The 15,432-nt window shown below is 64.0% G+C and carries 16 protein-coding genes; 10 read left to right on the top strand and 6 right to left on the bottom strand.

All coding sequences use genetic code 11. From position 1 onward, the window contains the following. The first annotated feature begins 103 nt into the window (after positions 1-103). Complete coding sequence (locus tag NTD82_RS05745) at positions 104-1,450, top strand: class II 3-deoxy-7-phosphoheptulonate synthase (protein ID WP_262128055.1); 1,347 nt, start codon at positions 104-106, stop codon at positions 1,448-1,450. Here NTD82_RS05745 and NTD82_RS05740 read toward each other — a convergent pair. Both NTD82_RS05740 and NTD82_RS05735 read right to left on the bottom strand, forming a co-directional pair. Then, a complete protein-coding gene (locus tag NTD82_RS05740; protein ID WP_095155582.1) occupies positions 1,431-2,672 on the bottom strand; it encodes a winged helix-turn-helix domain-containing protein in 1,242 nt (413 codons plus the stop codon). The genes NTD82_RS05745 and NTD82_RS05740 overlap by 20 nt on opposite strands. 80 nt (positions 2,673-2,752) lie before the next feature. Next, positions 2,753-3,502, bottom strand: a complete 750-nt coding sequence (locus tag NTD82_RS05735; RefSeq protein WP_095155581.1) for a sulfite exporter TauE/SafE family protein — start codon at positions 3,500-3,502, stop codon at positions 2,753-2,755. A 110-nt stretch (positions 3,503-3,612) separates the two neighbouring features. Here NTD82_RS05735 and NTD82_RS05730 point away from each other — a divergent pair, with 110 nt between their 5' ends. From NTD82_RS05730 to NTD82_RS05720, 3 genes are all read left to right on the top strand, one after another. Next, on the top strand, positions 3,613-4,575 hold the full coding sequence (locus tag NTD82_RS05730) for a LysR family transcriptional regulator (protein WP_262128054.1): 963 nt from the start codon (positions 3,613-3,615) through the stop codon (positions 4,573-4,575). Between the two features lie 47 nt (positions 4,576-4,622). Beyond that, the gene (locus NTD82_RS05725) at positions 4,623-5,084 is read left to right on the top strand and encodes a MarR family winged helix-turn-helix transcriptional regulator (RefSeq protein WP_095155579.1); all 462 of its coding nucleotides are present in this window, start codon (positions 4,623-4,625) and stop codon (positions 5,082-5,084) included. 169 nt (positions 5,085-5,253) lie between these two features. After that, positions 5,254-5,673, top strand: coding sequence for an organic hydroperoxide resistance protein (locus tag NTD82_RS05720; protein ID WP_095155578.1), 420 nt, complete (start codon positions 5,254-5,256; stop codon positions 5,671-5,673). Positions 5,674-5,733: 60 nt separating this feature from the next. Here the strand turns inward: NTD82_RS05720 and NTD82_RS05715 are convergent, their stop codons facing one another. Together NTD82_RS05715 and earP are read right to left on the bottom strand one after the other, a co-directional pair. Continuing rightward, a complete protein-coding gene (locus tag NTD82_RS05715) occupies positions 5,734-6,303 on the bottom strand; it encodes an elongation factor P (RefSeq protein WP_095155577.1) in 570 nt (189 codons plus the stop codon). A gap of 48 nt (positions 6,304-6,351) precedes the next feature. Further along, positions 6,352-7,479: an elongation factor P maturation arginine rhamnosyltransferase EarP gene (earP, locus tag NTD82_RS05710; protein ID WP_262128053.1), complete on the bottom strand. Its 1,128-nt coding sequence runs from the start codon at positions 7,477-7,479 to the stop codon at positions 6,352-6,354. A gap of 136 nt (positions 7,480-7,615) precedes the next feature. Here earP and NTD82_RS05705 point away from each other — a divergent pair, with 136 nt between their 5' ends. After that, positions 7,616-8,053, top strand: a complete 438-nt coding sequence (locus tag NTD82_RS05705; protein WP_095155575.1) for a hypothetical protein — start codon at positions 7,616-7,618, stop codon at positions 8,051-8,053. Between the two features lies 1 nt (position 8,054). Continuing rightward, positions 8,055-8,537: a GreA/GreB family elongation factor gene (locus tag NTD82_RS05700; RefSeq protein ID WP_262128052.1), complete on the top strand. Its 483-nt coding sequence runs from the start codon at positions 8,055-8,057 to the stop codon at positions 8,535-8,537. Between the two features lie 3 nt (positions 8,538-8,540). Here the strand turns inward: NTD82_RS05700 and NTD82_RS05695 are convergent, their stop codons facing one another. Further along, positions 8,541-9,467, bottom strand: coding sequence for a LysR family transcriptional regulator (locus tag NTD82_RS05695; protein ID WP_262128051.1), 927 nt, complete (start codon positions 9,465-9,467; stop codon positions 8,541-8,543). Positions 9,468-9,590: 123 nt separating this feature from the next. Here NTD82_RS05695 and NTD82_RS05690 point away from each other — a divergent pair, with 123 nt between their 5' ends. Next, positions 9,591-10,340 (top strand): 3-oxoacyl-ACP reductase family protein, encoded by a 750-nt coding sequence (locus tag NTD82_RS05690; protein WP_095155572.1) that lies wholly within the window; start codon positions 9,591-9,593, stop codon positions 10,338-10,340. A gap of 4 nt (positions 10,341-10,344) precedes the next feature. On the opposite strand, the gene NTD82_RS05685 is transcribed toward NTD82_RS05690, so the two are convergent. Beyond that, positions 10,345-11,232 (bottom strand): LysR family transcriptional regulator, encoded by an 888-nt coding sequence (locus NTD82_RS05685; RefSeq protein WP_262128050.1) that lies wholly within the window; start codon positions 11,230-11,232, stop codon positions 10,345-10,347. Between the two features lie 107 nt (positions 11,233-11,339). On the opposite strand from NTD82_RS05685, the gene NTD82_RS05680 reads away from it, so the two are divergent. From NTD82_RS05680 to NTD82_RS05670, 3 genes are all read left to right on the top strand, one after another. Further along, complete coding sequence (locus NTD82_RS05680) at positions 11,340-12,527, top strand: MFS transporter (RefSeq protein ID WP_262128049.1); 1,188 nt, start codon at positions 11,340-11,342, stop codon at positions 12,525-12,527. 96 nt (positions 12,528-12,623) lie between these two features. Next, a complete protein-coding gene (locus tag NTD82_RS05675) occupies positions 12,624-13,007 on the top strand; it encodes a hypothetical protein (protein ID WP_110969332.1) in 384 nt (127 codons plus the stop codon). Positions 13,008-13,248: 241 nt separating this feature from the next. Continuing rightward, on the top strand, positions 13,249-15,402 hold the full coding sequence (locus tag NTD82_RS05670) for a TonB-dependent siderophore receptor (protein WP_262128048.1): 2,154 nt from the start codon (positions 13,249-13,251) through the stop codon (positions 15,400-15,402). The last annotated feature ends 30 nt before the right edge of the window (positions 15,403-15,432 follow it).

The following is a 15,432-nucleotide window of genomic DNA, read 5'->3' as shown; positions in this document are numbered from 1 at the left end:
GCGCCATTGTCCGCCAATGTGTCCAGTGCAACAAGGCGTGTGCCTGGTGATAGCATGGCGGCAGACCTTTCCGCTTCTTTGCGATAACAAGACAGAGCCTGTGATGAGCCAACCCTGGAGTCCCGATAGCTGGCGCGCCTTGCCGATCCAGCAACAACCGACCTACCCCGACGCCGCGCGCCTGCTCAAGGTCGAACAGACCCTGGCCAGCTACCCGCCGCTGGTCTTCGCCGGGGAAGCCCGCGAGCTGCGCCGGCAGTTCGCCGAAGTCACCCAGGGCCGGGCCTTCCTGCTGCAAGGCGGTGACTGCGCGGAGAGTTTTGCCGAGTTTTCGGCGGCGAAAATCCGCGACACCTTCAAGGTGCTGCTGCAGATGGCGATCGTCATGACCTTCGCCGCCGGCTGCCCGGTGGTGAAAGTCGGGCGCATGGCCGGACAGTTCGCCAAGCCGCGCTCGGCCAATGACGAAACCATCAACGGCATCACCCTGCCCGCCTACCGCGGCGACATCGTCAACGGCATCGGCTTCGACGAGCCAAGCCGGGTGCCCGACCCCGAGCGTCTGCTGCAGGCCTACCACCAGGCCACCGCCACCCTCAACCTGCTGCGCGCCTTTGCCCAGGGCGGATTCGCCGACCTGCACCAGGTGCACAAGTGGAACCTGGACTTCATCGCCAACTCGGCCCTTGCCGAGAAATACAGCCAACTGGCCGACCGCATCGACGAAACCCTGGCGTTCATGCGCGCCTGCGGCATGGACAGCTCGCCGCAACTGCGCGAGACCAGCTTCTTCACCGCCCACGAAGCGCTGCTGCTGAATTACGAAGAGGCTTTCGTGCGCCAGGACAGCCTCACCGGCGACTGGTTCGACTGTTCGGCGCACATGCTCTGGATCGGCGACCGCACGCGCCAGCTGGACGGCGCCCATGTCGAATTCCTGCGCGGGGTGAACAACCCGATCGGGGTCAAGGTCGGCCCGAGCATGAATACCGAAGACCTGATCCGCCTGATCGACATCCTCAACCCCAGCAACGACCCGGGCCGGCTGAACCTGATCGTGCGTATGGGCGCGGAGAAGGTCGGCGATCACCTGCCGGGGCTGATCCGCAGCGTCGAGCGCGAAGGTCGCCAGGTGCTGTGGAGCTCGGACCCGATGCACGGCAACACGATCAAGGCCAGCAGCGGCTACAAGACCCGCGACTTCGCGCAGATTCTCAGCGAGGTGAAGCAGTTCTTCCAGGTGCACCAGGCCGAGGGCACCCATGCAGGCGGCATCCATATCGAGATGACCGGGCAGAACGTCACCGAATGCATCGGCGGCGCCCGGCCGATCACCGAAGATGCCCTGTCCGACCGCTACCACACCCATTGCGACCCGCGGATGAACGCCGATCAGTCGCTGGAGCTGGCATTCCTCATCGCCGAAACCCTCAAGCAGGTTCGCCGCTGAGTTCGACCCGGGCCAGCGCTGCGCGCAAACGCGCGGTGCCGGCCCGGGCACAATTGATCTGCACCCGCTCCAGGCCCAGCCAGCCTGCCAGTCGCCAGAGACTGACGGCCAGGGCCTCTATCCCCTGCTCATCCAGCCCCTGTTGTTCCTCGTGCAACGCGTACACAGCCAGACGCTGGTGCGCACGTTCGGCGCGCAAATCAACCCGCGCGGCAATCCGTTCGTGGTGCAGGAACGGCAACACGTAATAGCCGTAAACGCGCTTGTGCGCCGGGGTGTAGATTTCCAGCCGGTAGCGGAAATCGAATAGCCGTTCGGTGCGGTCACGCTCCCACACCAACGAGTCGAAAGGCGACAGCAAGGCACTGGTTTCGACCTTGCGCGGTATGCGCGGGCGATCGAGGCAGTAAGCCGACTGGGACCAGCCCTGAACCTGGCAACGCTGCAAGCGACCGTCCTCGACCAGTTCGTGCAGACGCTGACGGCTGTCGGCGGGCGAGAGGCGGAAGTAGTCACGCAGGTCTTTCTCGGTCGCCACGCCCAGCGCCTGTGCAGCGTGCAACAGCAAACCGCGCTGGGCCTCGGCTTCATCGGGAACCGGCTGCGCGAGCAACGACGCCGGCAGCACCCGTTCCGGCAGATCGTAAAGCCGCTCGAAGCCGCGACGGCCGGCGACGGTGACCTCGCCAGCGGCGAATAGCCATTCCAGCGCGAGCTTTTCAGCGCTCCAGTCCCACCACGGCCCGGCGCGCTCCTGGCGAGTCGAGAGGCTGCCGGCGCCCAGCGCGCCCTGCTCGGTTACCGCGGCGAGCACCCGAGCAATAGTCGCCTGCTGTTCGAGACCGAATTCCGCCAGTTGCCGATAGATGCCCTGGCCCTGACGCGAGCGCTGCATGCGCCAGCGCAGCAGCGGATACAGTTCCAGCGGCAGCAACGACGCTTCATGCCCCCAATACTCGAACAGCTTGCGCTGACGGCCACGGCCCCAGGCCAATTGATCGAAGGTTTCAGAGGAATAATCGCCCAGACGGGAAAACAGCGGCAGGTAGTGGGAGCGCACCAGCGCGTTGACCGAATCGATCTGCACCACGCCCAAACGCCGCAGCATGCGCGCCAGTTGCGCGGTGCCCGGCGGTTGGCCAAGCGGCGGGCGGGAGAATCCCTGGGCGGTGAGTGCCAGGCGTCGCGCCTGGCTCAGCGAAAAGGACTGCGCGGTGGGCATGCCTGACTCCTTGTGAACAGGCCCACTACAGTAGCCGCGGAACACCGGGGCGGCGACTCATTTTCTTGCAGCAGCAGCGATCAGATCTTGAACCCCAGCATCAACGCGCAGACCACCAGGAAGCCGCAAAACAGCGAGCGCAGAACTTTTTCCGGCATGGCGTGGGCCAGTTTCACGCCCCAACTGATGCTGAGCAGGCCGCCGGCTGCCAGCGGAATGCCCATGGCCCAGTCGACATGCTGGTGCACGCCGTAGGTGAACAGGGTCACGGCGGTACTGGGCAGTGCCAGCGCCAGCGACAGGCCTTGAGCGACCACCTGAGTAGTGCCGAAAACGCTGGTCAGCACCGGAGTCGCCACCACTGCGCCACCCACGCCGAACAGACCGCCCATCACCCCGGAAAAACTGCCGAGCACGCCCAGCCATGGCCACGGATGGCGCAGTTCACTGGACGCTGGCTTGCTGCGCAGGAACATCCGCAACAGATTCCAGGCTGCCAGGGCAACCAGAAACGCCACGAAACCAATGCGCATCGCCCTCGCGTCCAGCCCCACCGCCCAGATCGACCCGAGCCAGGCGAAGACAAAACCGGCGGCGGCCAGCGGCAACGCATGGCGCAACTCAATGCGGTTGCGCTGGTGATAGCGCCACAGCGCCAGCATCACATTGGGCACCACCATCACCAACGCCGTGCCTTGGGCGAGTTGCTGATCCAGGCCGAACAACACGCCCAACGCTGGAATCGCGATCAGACCACCACCAATGCCGAACAACCCTCCCACCGTGCCCAGAGCTGCGCCCAGGACGATATACATCAACCACTCGATCATGCCGGCCTCGATTCAATAACCAATCGCGGCATGCTACCGGGACCGGTCTAGCGGGGAAACGCACAGCAACGCACAATGGCTTTGCCGATTTCGCATAAGCGAGCCCACTGATGAACCCTGATGCCCTGACCGAACAGCTCACTCTGTTCCTCGATGTGCTGGAAACCAGCAGCTTTTCCGCCGCCTCCCGCCGCCATCCATTGACGCCGTCGGCAGTAGCGCGACGCATCGACAATCTGGAAAACGCGGTCGGTAGCCGCCTGTTCGTGCGCAGCACCCACGCGGTACGCCCGACCCCGGCCGGCGTCGCCTTCGCCGAGCGGGCCCGACGCATCGTCGAAGAACTGCGGCTGGCCCGGGCCGAAGCGGTGTCGCTCAGCAATGCGCCGGAAGGCCTGATCCGCATGGACGCCCCCGCAGCCTTCGGGCGCCGGCACCTGGCGCCGGCGATCGCCGATTTCCTGGTCGCCTACCCGGGCCTGGACGTGCAGTTACGCCTGATCGACAGTTTCGTCGACATGCACGGCTCCCACTTGGGCGAGGTAGATCTGGTGTTGCGCGCCGGCCCGCTGGCCGACACCCGGCTGGTGGCCACGCCATTGGCGTACATGGTGCGCATCGCCTGCGCCAGTCCGGCCTACCTGCGTCAACGCGGCGTGCCGGCCAGCCCGCTCGAACTGGTACAACACGACGGCCTGGACTGGGACGGCCTGGCCCCGCCGTTTGCCTGGCGCTTCGAGGTGGACGGCCAGATGCGGGTGTTCCGCCCCTCGCGCATGCGCATGACCGCCAACAACGCGGAAACCCTGTTGTTCGGCGCCCTCGCCGGCCTCGGCATCGCCCACTTGCCCACCTGGCTGGTCAGCGAGTACCTGCTGCGCGGCGAATTGCTGCCGCTGTTCTGCGAAAACGGCCTGCCGCAAGCCGAAACCAGTGGCATCTACGCACTGCGCCTGGAACATGAAACGAACTCTCGGAGCCGTTTGCTGCTCGAATTCCTCAAGAGCCGCTTCAGCCCGGTTCCGCCCTGGGATCTGGCCCTACAGAGCGAACTGAGCTGGCGATCGCACTAAAATCTTGCGTGCTAACATCCAAGGGTCCACCGAAGAAAAGGATTTGCATGAACGCTGACACCAAAGCCTCCGACAACTGCGACGAGTTGCTGCTCGACAATCAGGTGTGCTTCGCCCTGCACTCCACCTCCTTGTTGATGACCAAGGTCTACAAGCCACTGCTGAACGAGCTGGGACTGACTTATCCACAGTACCTGGCCATGTTGGTGCTGTGGGAACAGGACGCGTTGACCGTCGGCGAGATCAGCCATCGCCTGCTCACCGATCCCGGCTCCCTCACCCCGCTGCTCAAGCGCCTGGAAGCCGAGGGCCTGCTCAAGCGCACCCGCAGCCGCGAAGACGAGCGCGTGGTGATCGTCGAACTCACCGATGCCGGGCGCGCCTTGCAGGAACAGGCCCGCCGCGTGCCGCATTGCATTCTCGGCGCCAGCGGTCAGTCGGTCGAACGCCTCAAGGCCCTGCAGGCGCAATTGCTGGAGCTGCGCGACAACCTGCAAAAAAGTCTCTGACCGCTCTGCGAAGGGGTTTCTGGCCTGATGACCAGCCCCGTCGCAACGACCGTTGGGAAAAATTCGGAAATTTATCTTGCGCACTAAATATTTGTGAACTAATTTTATCTCCGTACCCAGACGGCGCCACACACGACGCCACACACGATCAACGTTAGAGGACACCTCCATGAAATCGCTCTACATCGCACACGTAACCTCCACCGGTGGCCGCGACGGCCGTGCCGTTTCCAACGACGGTATCCTCGACGTGAAACTGGCTACGCCCAAGGAACTCGGCGGTGCCGGCGGCGCAGCAACCAACCCCGAGCAACTGTTTGCCGCCGGTTACTCGGCCTGCTTCATCGGCGCGCTGAAGTTCGTTGCAGCACAAGGCAAACGCCAACTGCCAGCAGATGCTGCGATCACTGCGGAAGTGGGCATCGGCCAGATCGAAGGCGGTTTCGGTCTCGACATCGACCTGCGTATCAGCCTGCCCGGCCTGGAACACGCTGACGCCCAGGCTCTGGTGGACGCCGCACACAAGGTGTGCCCGTACTCCAACGCCACTCGCGGCAATGTCGATGTGCGCTTGCACGTCAGTGTCTGAAGCGTTTTCCAGGCATAAAAAAACCCGGCCAAGGCCGGGTTTTTTGCGAAGCCGCCAGTCTTACTTGGCGCGGCCCTTGTAGGAACCACCTTCGCGGGTGTCGATCTCGATCAGGTCGCCGATTTCGATGAAATCAGCAACGCTCAATTCGGTACCGTTCTTCAGCTTGGCAGGTTTCATGACCTTGCCGGAAGTGTCGCCACGGGCGGAACCTTCGGTGTAGTCAACCTGGCGAACGATAGTGGTCGGCAGTTCAACCGAAACCAGACGGTCTTCGAAGAACACGGCTTCGCAGACGTCGGTCATGCCTTCTTCGATGAACGGCAGAACGGCCTCGATGTCTTCGGCGTTCAGCTCGTACATGGTGTAGTCGGTGGTGTCCATGAAGGTGTAGGTGTCACCGCTGATGAACGACAGGGTCGCTTCTTTGCGATCCAGGATCACGTCGTCCAGCTTGTCATCGGCAGAGTAGACGGTTTCAGTCTTGTAGCCGGTCAGCAGGTTCTTCAGCTTGGTCTTCATGATCGCGCTGTTACGACCCGATTTGGTGAACTCAGCTTTTTGCACCAGCCACGGGTCGTTGTCGATCCGCAGTACGGTACCGGGTTTCAGCTCTTTACCAGTTTTCATTACGAAGTATCCGAATTTGGATGGATTTATAAAAATCGAGGCCGCATATCATATCCAATTTCGGTAAAACTGTACCAGCGTCGTGGCAAGGTCCGGTCCAGCGGCCTGTTCCGAGCACCATTTACGGGCATGAGCGGCCAGTTCGTCCCAGTGTTGCAACAGCGCTTTCCACGCCTCGCCCATATCGCGATCCATGTTCCAGGCGCGCCACAACTCGACCAGCGCCACCGCCGCGGGGGCCGACAAACCCGGCGTGTAGAGATCGAGAAATGCTTCGAGCTTCTCCCAATGCGCGTACTCCTCCTGCACATAGATATGCCAGAGCAGCGGCCGCCCCGCCCATTGCGCACGGACGAAGGAGTCCTCGCCCCGCACCGCGTTGAAGTCGCAGCTCCAGAGCAGCCGGTCGTAGTCGTCCTGGCGGACGAACGGCAGGATCTGCACCGTCAGCGCCCCGCGCCGATGCACCTCGCCAACCCCCAGTTCGTCCAGCCCCAGCCAGTTGCGCACATCGCCAAGCACCCGCCCCTCCGGCACCAGCACATGGTTGGGCCGGCTGTCCTCGGACAGCACCTGCAGCCAGCTCGCCAGCCCCGGATTTTCATAAGCGAACAGCGACAGCAAGCGAGCTCCCGGTTCAGGTGCGATATCCAGCCGCTGCAAAAATGCCTCGCGCCCGTCCTGTTCGAACGCCTCGCGCCGCTCCAGCAAACCGGCTTCACGCAGCAGACCACCAGTGCGCGGGGTGAAACCGGGGAAGAAGAACACCTTGCGCAGGCCATTCGGCTGAGGCGACGGCAGACCATGACAGCCTTCGACCCAGTCCTCGGCACTGAGGTAATCGAGGTTCAACCACAATGCAGGCTTGTCCCGCTGGACCATCGCATCGATATAAGGCTGCGGAATCTGACAGGCGAACGCCCCGATCACCACATCGGCCACCGCCACCGGCTGCCACTCGGCATCCCAGCGACAAACCTCCACGCCCTCCCAACACTGCCGCTCCGCCTGCGGATCAGCTTCCGGACACAGGCGAGCGAACGCGTTCAACTCATCGACCCACAGCCGCACCTTCAGCCCATGCTCGGCCACCAGTTGTCGGGCCAGGCGCCAGGTGACGCCGATGTCACCATAGTTGTCGACGACGCAGCAGAAGATATCCCAGCTCGGCTTCATATCAGGCACCTCTTGCACCGCAAACGAATAATCGCCGATTGTCCTGATATTCGAGCGCAGACAAAAGTGTTGCCGGCAACGGAAACCAGCTTCTGTCGTGCGACAATCCCGTCCCTGTCCTGGCCAGGAGGCTGCAATGTCCTACCGAGCGCGTCGTCGCGAATTGAAAATTTCCCACAAGATCCTGCCGCTTGCCCTCGGCGTGGCACTGGGCCTGTGGCTCGGCGTTGTCGCTATCGGCCTGACGTTGTGGGCCGCCTGGCAATTTGTGCCGTCCCTGCATGAGCCGCTGGCCGCAGTGATCAGCCAGCCCGCAACACCACCACCCGCCGCGCCAGCCCGCTTGCCTGCACCGGCCCGCCTGCCGGGCGCGCAGGAACAATCGCCAGAACAGAACCAGATGTTCGACCAGTACCAGCAAGCCCTGCGCACCCAGCAGATCGATGATGCGCAGAGGCATGCCGAGGAAAACCCGCGCAACCTGTCCAACCCCAGGTGCCAGTTCTGGCTGCAACAGGACCGCACCGCCCCTAACGAGAAAAGCCGGGCCAATGTCCTTGAGTTCTGCCGCTGAAATGAACAAGACCGATTTGCTGAAAGCCATCATCGAGCGCCTGGAGATTGACCTGGACATGATCCAGCGCGCTGCCCAGACCGCCTATGAAACGGCCACGGCGGAAGAAAACATCGCCGAGAACAAGTACGACACCCTGAGCCTGGAAGCCTCCTACCTTGCCACCGGCCAGGCCCGACGCATGGAAGAGATTCGTCAGGCGTGCAAGGCGTATCAGCAACTGACGATGCGTGATTACGACCCCGAGCGTGGCATCCAGATCAGCAATCTGGTGCAACTGGAAGACGCTCAAGGCCATCAGCAGTTGCTGTTTCTCGGGCCGGAAGCGGCCGGTCTGCAGATCGGCACGGGACCATCGAAAGTCACCGTGATCACCCCGCGCTCGCCACTGGGCCAGCAACTGCTGGGCAAATTCGAAGGTGATGAAATCACCCTGGTGCTGGGCAATGGCCGGCAGGTTCAGGAAGTCGTCAGCGCCTGGTAACACTCAGGCCAACGCGTCGAACCGCCGCGCCAGCCCCTGTTCGGAAAACTGCTCCAGGATGAAATCGACAAACGCCCGGGTCTTGCCCGGCAGCAGTTTGTGCTGGGCGTAATACAGCGAAATATTGCCGTCATCCACGTACCAGTCAGGCAGCACCCGCAGCAGGCTGCCGCGCTGCAGGTAGGGCACGGCGAACGGCATGCTCACCAAGGCGATACCCAACCCCTGCTCGGCCGCAGCGCAGGCCGCTTCGGAGTCGGTCATGGTCATGCGCGGGCGCAGGGTCAGCGGCGAGTGATCCTGCTCGCGACTGGTCAGCGGCCAGGAACGCACGCGGCCGGTCTGCGGCGAGCGGATCAGGATGCCGTCCGCCTTGTTCAGATCATCCGGCTCGCGAACGGCCCCGCACTTGTCCAGATAATCGGCGGACGCCACCAGCACCCGGTGCGCGGGTGCCAGCTTGCGGGCCACCACGCCCGGCGGCAGGTCGAAGCCGCCGCCGATGGCCGCATCGAAGCCCTGGGCAATCAGATCGATCTGACGATTATCAAAGTGCCAATCCGGCGTGATTGCCGGAAATCGCCGGAGGAATTCTCCCAGCAGCGGCAAGATGTACAAACGCCCGAACACCGTGCCCATGCTGACTTTCAAGGTGCCCGCCGGCTGCCCCTCGGCACTGGCCAGGTTGGCCACGGCGTGCTGGATGGTCTGGAAGCTGTCGCGTACCTCGGCAAGAAAACGCTGGCCGGACTCGGTCAGGGTCAGGCTGCGGGTGCTGCGCTGAAACAGACGAACCCCGAGCCGGGCCTCCAGGCCGGCGACGTTCTTGCCCACCGCGGCAGGCGTCAGGCTCAGGCGGCGGGCGGCTTCGGCGAAGCTGCCGACCTCGGCGCTGCGAATAAAGCATTCGATGCTGGTGAAGGTTTCCATGGCGCACTCTAAACCCGTGGTTTATTCAGACTATAGCGATTAGTGGATTATCAGAGGGTAATCCAGCGCCGATACTGAGCCCATCAACAAGGCACTCGGCCTTGTCCTTTCGGGAGCATCACCATGTCGAATCAATCCAGCCTCAGCGGCAAAGTAGCACTGGTCCAGGGCGGCTCACGCGGTATCGGCGCAGCCATCGTCAAGCGCCTGGCCGAACAGGGCGCCGCAGTCGCCTTCACCTACGTCAGTTCGCAGGCCGTGGCCGACGACCTGCAACAGCAGATACGCAACAATGGCGGTCAGGCCCTCGCACTCAAGGCCGACAGCGCCGACGCGGCGGCGGTGCAACAGGCGGTGGCACTGACCGTCGAGCAGTTCGGGCGCATCGATATCCTGGTCAACAATGCCGGCGTGCTGGCGGTCGGCCCGCTGGACGACTTCAGCCTGGAAGACTTCGATCGCACCCTCGCCGTGAACGTGCGCAGCGTGTTCGTCGCCACCCAGGCTGCGGCCCGGCACATGGGTGAAGGTGGCCGGATCATCAATATCGGCAGCACCAACGCCGAGCGCATGCCTTTCGCCGGCGGCGGCCCCTACGCCATGAGCAAGGCGGCGCTGGTCGGCCTGACCCGCGGTCTCGCCCGGGACCTGGGCCCGCGCGGCATCACCATCAACAACGTTCAGCCGGGCCCGGTGGACACCGACATGAACCCCGCCGAAGGCGAGTTCGCCGAGAGCCTGATGGGCCTGATGGCGGTGGGCCGTTATGGCCGGGTGGAGGAAATCGCCAGCTTCGTCGCCTATCTCGCCGGCCCGGAAGCGGCCTACATCACCGGTGCCAGCTTGACCATCGACGGTGGCTTTGCCGCCTGATACCTCAGTCGGCAGCTCGTGCGGCCAGGGTTTGTTCCAGCAACCGGATGAACGCACTGGCGGCCGGGGTCGGCGATTTCGACCAGATGGCATACAGATGACGAATCGGCGCATCGCTGACCGGCAAGGCCACGACGGCCTGAAAGCCGGCAGCGATCCGCGCGGGCACCAGGCCAACGGCCAGCCCGCGCTGGACGAAGCGCTCAATCAGGCTGGTGGTACCCACCTCGAACTGCACCCGATGACGCAGGCCGGCAGCGGCAAACGCCTCGTCGGTTTGCCGGCGGGCCCCGGTTCCGGCCTGGAAGTCGGCCAGCGGCTGGTCTTCCAGTTGCGCCAGGGACAAGCGTTCGTCAGCCGCCAGCGGATGATCGGGCGGCAGCACCGCCACCAGCTCTTCCTTCGCCAGCAGGCGCCACTCCACCCCCTCCAGCGATTCCCCCGGCCACACCCCGATAAACGCCACATCCAGGCGACGCTCGCGGACATCGGCAATCATCAATTCGCTCTTGCCCATCAGCCAGCGGATATCCACGCGCGGGTACTGGTGGTGGAAGCCGGCCAGCAGGTCCACCAGGTCCAGTTCGGTCAGCGAACTGATCTCGCCGATGGACAAGCGCCCGCGCACTTCGCCACAGGCGGCAGCCACCTCGTCGCCAATCCGCCGCGCCGCCTCCAGCGCGGTGCGGGCACTCGGCACGAACGCCTCGCCGGCCGGCGTCAGGCGCACCCAGCGCGAGGTCCGCTCGAACAGTTGCGCACCCAGTTGTTCTTCCAGCCGGGCGATCTGATGGCTCAACGCCGACTGCACCACGTGACAGCGTTCGGCCGCGCGGGTGAAGCTGCCGGTGTCGGCTACCGCCAAGGCGTATTCGATCTGTTTAAGGTTCATGCTCATCTATCTGATTTCAAGATTGATCGGATGAAAACGATACATTGGCGTCATGCTAGCGCATTTTCGATACTGCTCACCTTCACCTACGGATAGCGAGACGGTCCATGACCTCCACAGCCCCACTCAGTCGTGCACTGATCCTGCTGATGGCGACCGCCACCGGCCTGGCGGTCGCCAGCAACTATTACGCGCAGCCGCTGCTGCACAGCATTGCCGAGCATTTCGGCCTGAGCACCGCCAGTGCTGGCGGCATCGTCATTGCCGCGCAACTGAGCTATGGCGCCGGCTTGCTGCTGTTGGCACCGCTCGGCGACCTGTTCGAACAGCGGCGGCTGATCGTCAGCATGATCGCCATCAGCACCCTCGGCCTGTTGATAAGTGCCTTTTCCCCCAGCCTGCCCTGGCTGTTGGTGGGCACCACGCTGACCGGCCTGTTCTCGGTGGTGGCGCAAGTACTGGTGCCCATGGCCGCCGGCCTGAGCGATCCGGGTGAACGCGGCCGGGTGGTGGGCACGTTGATGGGTGGCCTGCTGCTGGGCATCCTGCTGGCGCGTACCGCTGCCGGGTTCATGGCCACCCTCGGTGACTGGCGCAGCATTTACCTGCTCGCCGCCGGCTTGATGGCCGTCAGCGCCATCGCCCTCGCCCGCGCATTACCGCAGCGCCGACAACATGCCGGGCTCGCCTACCCGGCGCTTATCGCCTCGGTATTCCGCCTGTTCGCCGACGAGCCGGTGCTGCGCCTTCGCTCGTTGCTCGGCGCCTTTTCCTTCTGCCTGTTCGCCTTGTTCTGGACGCCGCTGGCGTTTCTGCTGAAGGCCGAGCCTTATCAGTATTCCGATGGCATCATCGGACTTTTCGGCCTGGCAGGCGCTGCCGGCGCACTTGCCGCCAACCTGGGCGGACGCCTGGCCGACAAGGGCAAGGGCGCGCAAGGCACGACCTTCGGCCTGCTTGTCCAGTTGCTGTCATGGGTGCCACTGGCGTTTGCGCCGACTTCGCTGGCGGCGCTGCTGGCCGGTGTGCTGTTGCTCGACCTTGCGGTGCAACTGGTGCACGTCAGTAACCAGAACGCCGTGATCGCCCTGCGCCCGGAAGCCCGCAACCGCTTGAACGCCGGCTACATCACCTGCTACTTCATTGGCGGGGCCATCGGCTCGCTGCTTGGTACTCAATTGTTCCAGGCCTACGGCTGGAACGGCATCGTCACCGCCGGGCTGGGCATTGGTGGGCTGGCACTGCTGGTATGGGGTATTGCGGGACGTCGGGTGATGCACGTCAGTACTGTCTGACAGATGCATTACCCTCCGTCGCCTGACGATTGACTTGGCGGTAGCCGGGGCGCTCAGTAGGGATTGGTCAACAGCCCTCTCAACCTGGATACCCCTATGACAAGACTCACGGTTCAGTCCGGCGATTTCTTGCAAGGTGAAGGCGAGTACCGCAATGGATCGCTCACACTCAAGACCGCCACAAGCCCCTCACCGGGTGAAAAAATCGCACTCTCGCGCATCAAGGACATGCAAGTCGCCAATCAGGAGTCCAGCCGCAATATCGGCAGCGCCATCGGCTGGGGCATGGCCGGTGCACTGGTGGCTGGCCCCTTCGGTCTGCTCGCCGGGCTCTGGCTTGGCGGCAAGGATGAGGAGGTGACCTTCCTGGCCACCTTCAAGGATGGGCGCAAGCTGTTGGCCGTTACCGACAGCAAGACCTGGTCGAAACTGGACGGGACCTGGCGCCGCCAGCACACGCAACCGCCCGCCCGTCACTGAATAAATCCCTTCTCCATTCGTTTCCCGCAGTAGAAGACTCACGGCAATTCGGGGCACCGCAACGCGGTCGCCCCTGCTAAGATTGCGCCCGCGCTCCGGCGCCCACTGGCGCAACGCCAGTAGCCTTTCGCACTTGCGCGCCCTTTTTGCGCCTTCCTGTCGCCGTACCGGGCTTTCAGTCTTCGGTAGTCGCCGAGTCATAACGGCGCGCCCGCTGCCGGCCCTCAAGGAGTTTTGCCGCATGTTCCTGCAACGCCCCCGCCTGCCCCTCAGCCTGCTGAGCCTCGGCCTGGCCCTGAGCACTCCGACTGCCCTCGCCCAAGACAATGTAACCCTCGCCCCGGTGAACATTTCCGACACCCAGAACGATGGTTACCAGCCACGCCAGGCCCAGGTCGCCGGCTTCTCGTCGGCGCCGCTGCTGGACACCCCGGCCTCGGTGTCGGTGTTCACCGAGCAACTGTTGAAGGACCGTCAGGTGCGCCTGCTCAGCGAAGTGCTGCAAAGCGACGCCTCGGTGGGCGAAAGCTACGCACCGATCGGCTACTACGAAAACTTCACGGTGCGCGGCTTCAGCCTGGACGCGGCGCACAGCTACACGATCAACGGCCAGACCATCACCGGCGAACAGAACGTGGCGCTGGAGAACAAGCAGCAGGTCGAACTGCTCAAGGGTTTATCGGGCCTGCAAAGCGGCGTGTCCGAACCCGGCGGCGTGATCAACTACGTGACCAAGCGGCCCGAGGACGTGCGCTCGGTGACGGTGTCGAGCAACGAGCAGGGCGAACGCTATATCGCCACCGACCTCGGTGGCTGGTTCGGCAGCGAACGGCAGTTTGGCCTGCGCGCCAACCTGGCCCATGAGGACATCCGCAGCTACGTCGACCATGCCGACGGCAAGCGCGACTTCGCCTCCCTGGCCTTCGACTGGCAGATGAACCCCGATGCGCTGCTGCAACTGGACGTCGAATATCAGACCCGCGAGCAATACTCGGTGCCGGGTTACCAGTTGCTGGGCAACACCAGTCTGCCTCACGGCATCGACCCGAAAGACCGCCTGGCCTGGCAGGACTGGGCCAAGCCGGTGAAGAGCGATTCGCTGAACCTCGGCGGGCGCTTTGAATACCGCTTCAACGAGGCCTGGACCGGAGCGCTCAGCGCGTCGCACAGCCGGGTGGTGATCGATGACTACAGTTCGTTTGCCTGGGGTTGCTACGGTTCGGCCAGTTGCGGCGCCGACGCCGTGCCCAACTACTTCAGCCCGGAAGGCGACTATGACATCTATGACTTCCGCAGCCCTGACGACACCCGCCGCACCGATGAAGCGCAGGCAACGTTGACCGGTCGCTTCGCCGCGCTCGGCGTTGACCATGAACTGACCGTCGGCAGCAGCGCGCAAAGGCGCACCGTCGATCAGCGTCCGACCTTCAACGAGTGGGTCGGCACCGGCAACATCTATCAGGACACCCCCGCCGTCGATCCAGCGCCAGGCACCCCGGGCCACAGCGAACGCCGGCTCGACAGCCGCCAGTACGGCGTGTTCTTCAGCGACCGGATCACCTTCGACGAACACTGGCAGACCGTACTTGGCTCCCGCGTGGTGCGCCTGGACGAAAAAGCCTTCGGCGAAGACGGCGAGCTGCGCCGGCAAACCCGCCAGTACGAACTGCTGCCCAATGCCGCATTGATCTACAAGCCGCGGTCGGATATCTCGCTGTACGCCAGCTACAGCAAAGGCCTGTCGTCCGGCGGCACGGCGCCGTGGTTCGCGCTCAATAACGAAGACATCCTCGCCCCGACCACCTCGCACCAGATCGAACTCGGCATCAAGCGCGACTGGCAGCGCATGAGCTTCGGCGCCGCGCTGTTCCAGTTGCGCCAGGCTTACCAGTACGCGAAACCGGACGGCGGCGATTTTGTCTACGTGCAACAGGGCCAGCAGAAGAACATCGGCCTGGAGCTGTCCGCCAGCGGCTGGCTGACCTCGGACCTGCAGATCAACGCCAGCGCCGCGGCGATCCGCGCCCGGGTCAAGGGCAGCGGCACCGAGGCCTACGACGATCATCAGGCCCTTAACGTGCCGCGGCTGCGCGCCTCGCTGCAGGCCGACTACAGCCTGCCGGTTCCCGGCCTGGCCCTGCTCGGCGGCATGCGCTACAGCGCCAGCAAGTACGCCAACTACGCGGGCACGGTGGAAGCCGGGGGTTATACGGTGTTCGATGTGGGGACGCGCTACCGCACGCGAATCGCTGGCTACGACACCACGCTGCGACTGACGGTGGATAACCTGTTCGACCGCCGCTACTGGCGGGATGTCGGCGAGTACCTGGGGGACAACTACCTGTTCCAGGGCGCGCCGCGGACGGCGCGGGTCTCGGCGTCGGTGAACTTCTGATCGCGCCGAGGGGGGGGGGGGGGGGGGGCG

Source organism: Pseudomonas sp. 5P_5.1_Bac1 (assembly GCF_025466015.1).
Taxonomy (GTDB): Bacteria; Pseudomonadota; Gammaproteobacteria; order Pseudomonadales; family Pseudomonadaceae; genus Aquipseudomonas.
Note: the sequence above shows the minus strand (reverse complement) of the source record. Positions and strands in the feature narration are given on the sequence as shown.

Excerpts from the sequence above, each read along its gene's own strand:
- NTD82_RS05685 (WP_262128050.1), bottom strand. The coding sequence starts at position 11,232 with ATGAACCTTAAACAGATCGAATACGCCTTGGCGGTAGCCGACACCGGC.
- NTD82_RS05680 (WP_262128049.1), top strand. The coding sequence starts at position 11,340 with ATGACCTCCACAGCCCCACTCAGTCGTGCACTGATCCTGCTGATGGCG.
- NTD82_RS05695 (WP_262128051.1), bottom strand. The coding sequence starts at position 9,467 with ATGGAAACCTTCACCAGCATCGAATGCTTTATTCGCAGCGCCGAGGTC.
- NTD82_RS05720 (WP_095155578.1), top strand. The coding sequence starts at position 5,254 with ATGAAATCGCTCTACATCGCACACGTAACCTCCACCGGTGGCCGCGAC.
- NTD82_RS05675 (WP_110969332.1), top strand. The coding sequence starts at position 12,624 with ATGACAAGACTCACGGTTCAGTCCGGCGATTTCTTGCAAGGTGAAGGC.
- NTD82_RS05700 (WP_262128052.1), top strand. The coding sequence starts at position 8,055 with ATGAACAAGACCGATTTGCTGAAAGCCATCATCGAGCGCCTGGAGATT.
- NTD82_RS05715 (WP_095155577.1), bottom strand. The coding sequence starts at position 6,303 with ATGAAAACTGGTAAAGAGCTGAAACCCGGTACCGTACTGCGGATCGAC.
- NTD82_RS05740 (WP_095155582.1), bottom strand. The coding sequence starts at position 2,672 with ATGCCCACCGCGCAGTCCTTTTCGCTGAGCCAGGCGCGACGCCTGGCA.
- NTD82_RS05730 (WP_262128054.1), top strand. The coding sequence starts at position 3,613 with ATGAACCCTGATGCCCTGACCGAACAGCTCACTCTGTTCCTCGATGTG.
- NTD82_RS05745 (WP_262128055.1), top strand. The coding sequence starts at position 104 with ATGAGCCAACCCTGGAGTCCCGATAGCTGGCGCGCCTTGCCGATCCAG.
- NTD82_RS05670 (WP_262128048.1), top strand. The coding sequence starts at position 13,249 with ATGTTCCTGCAACGCCCCCGCCTGCCCCTCAGCCTGCTGAGCCTCGGC.
- NTD82_RS05725 (WP_095155579.1), top strand. The coding sequence starts at position 4,623 with ATGAACGCTGACACCAAAGCCTCCGACAACTGCGACGAGTTGCTGCTC.
- NTD82_RS05705 (WP_095155575.1), top strand. The coding sequence starts at position 7,616 with ATGTCCTACCGAGCGCGTCGTCGCGAATTGAAAATTTCCCACAAGATC.
- NTD82_RS05735 (WP_095155581.1), bottom strand. The coding sequence starts at position 3,502 with ATGATCGAGTGGTTGATGTATATCGTCCTGGGCGCAGCTCTGGGCACG.
- NTD82_RS05690 (WP_095155572.1), top strand. The coding sequence starts at position 9,591 with ATGTCGAATCAATCCAGCCTCAGCGGCAAAGTAGCACTGGTCCAGGGC.
- earP (WP_262128053.1), bottom strand. The coding sequence starts at position 7,479 with ATGAAGCCGAGCTGGGATATCTTCTGCTGCGTCGTCGACAACTATGGT.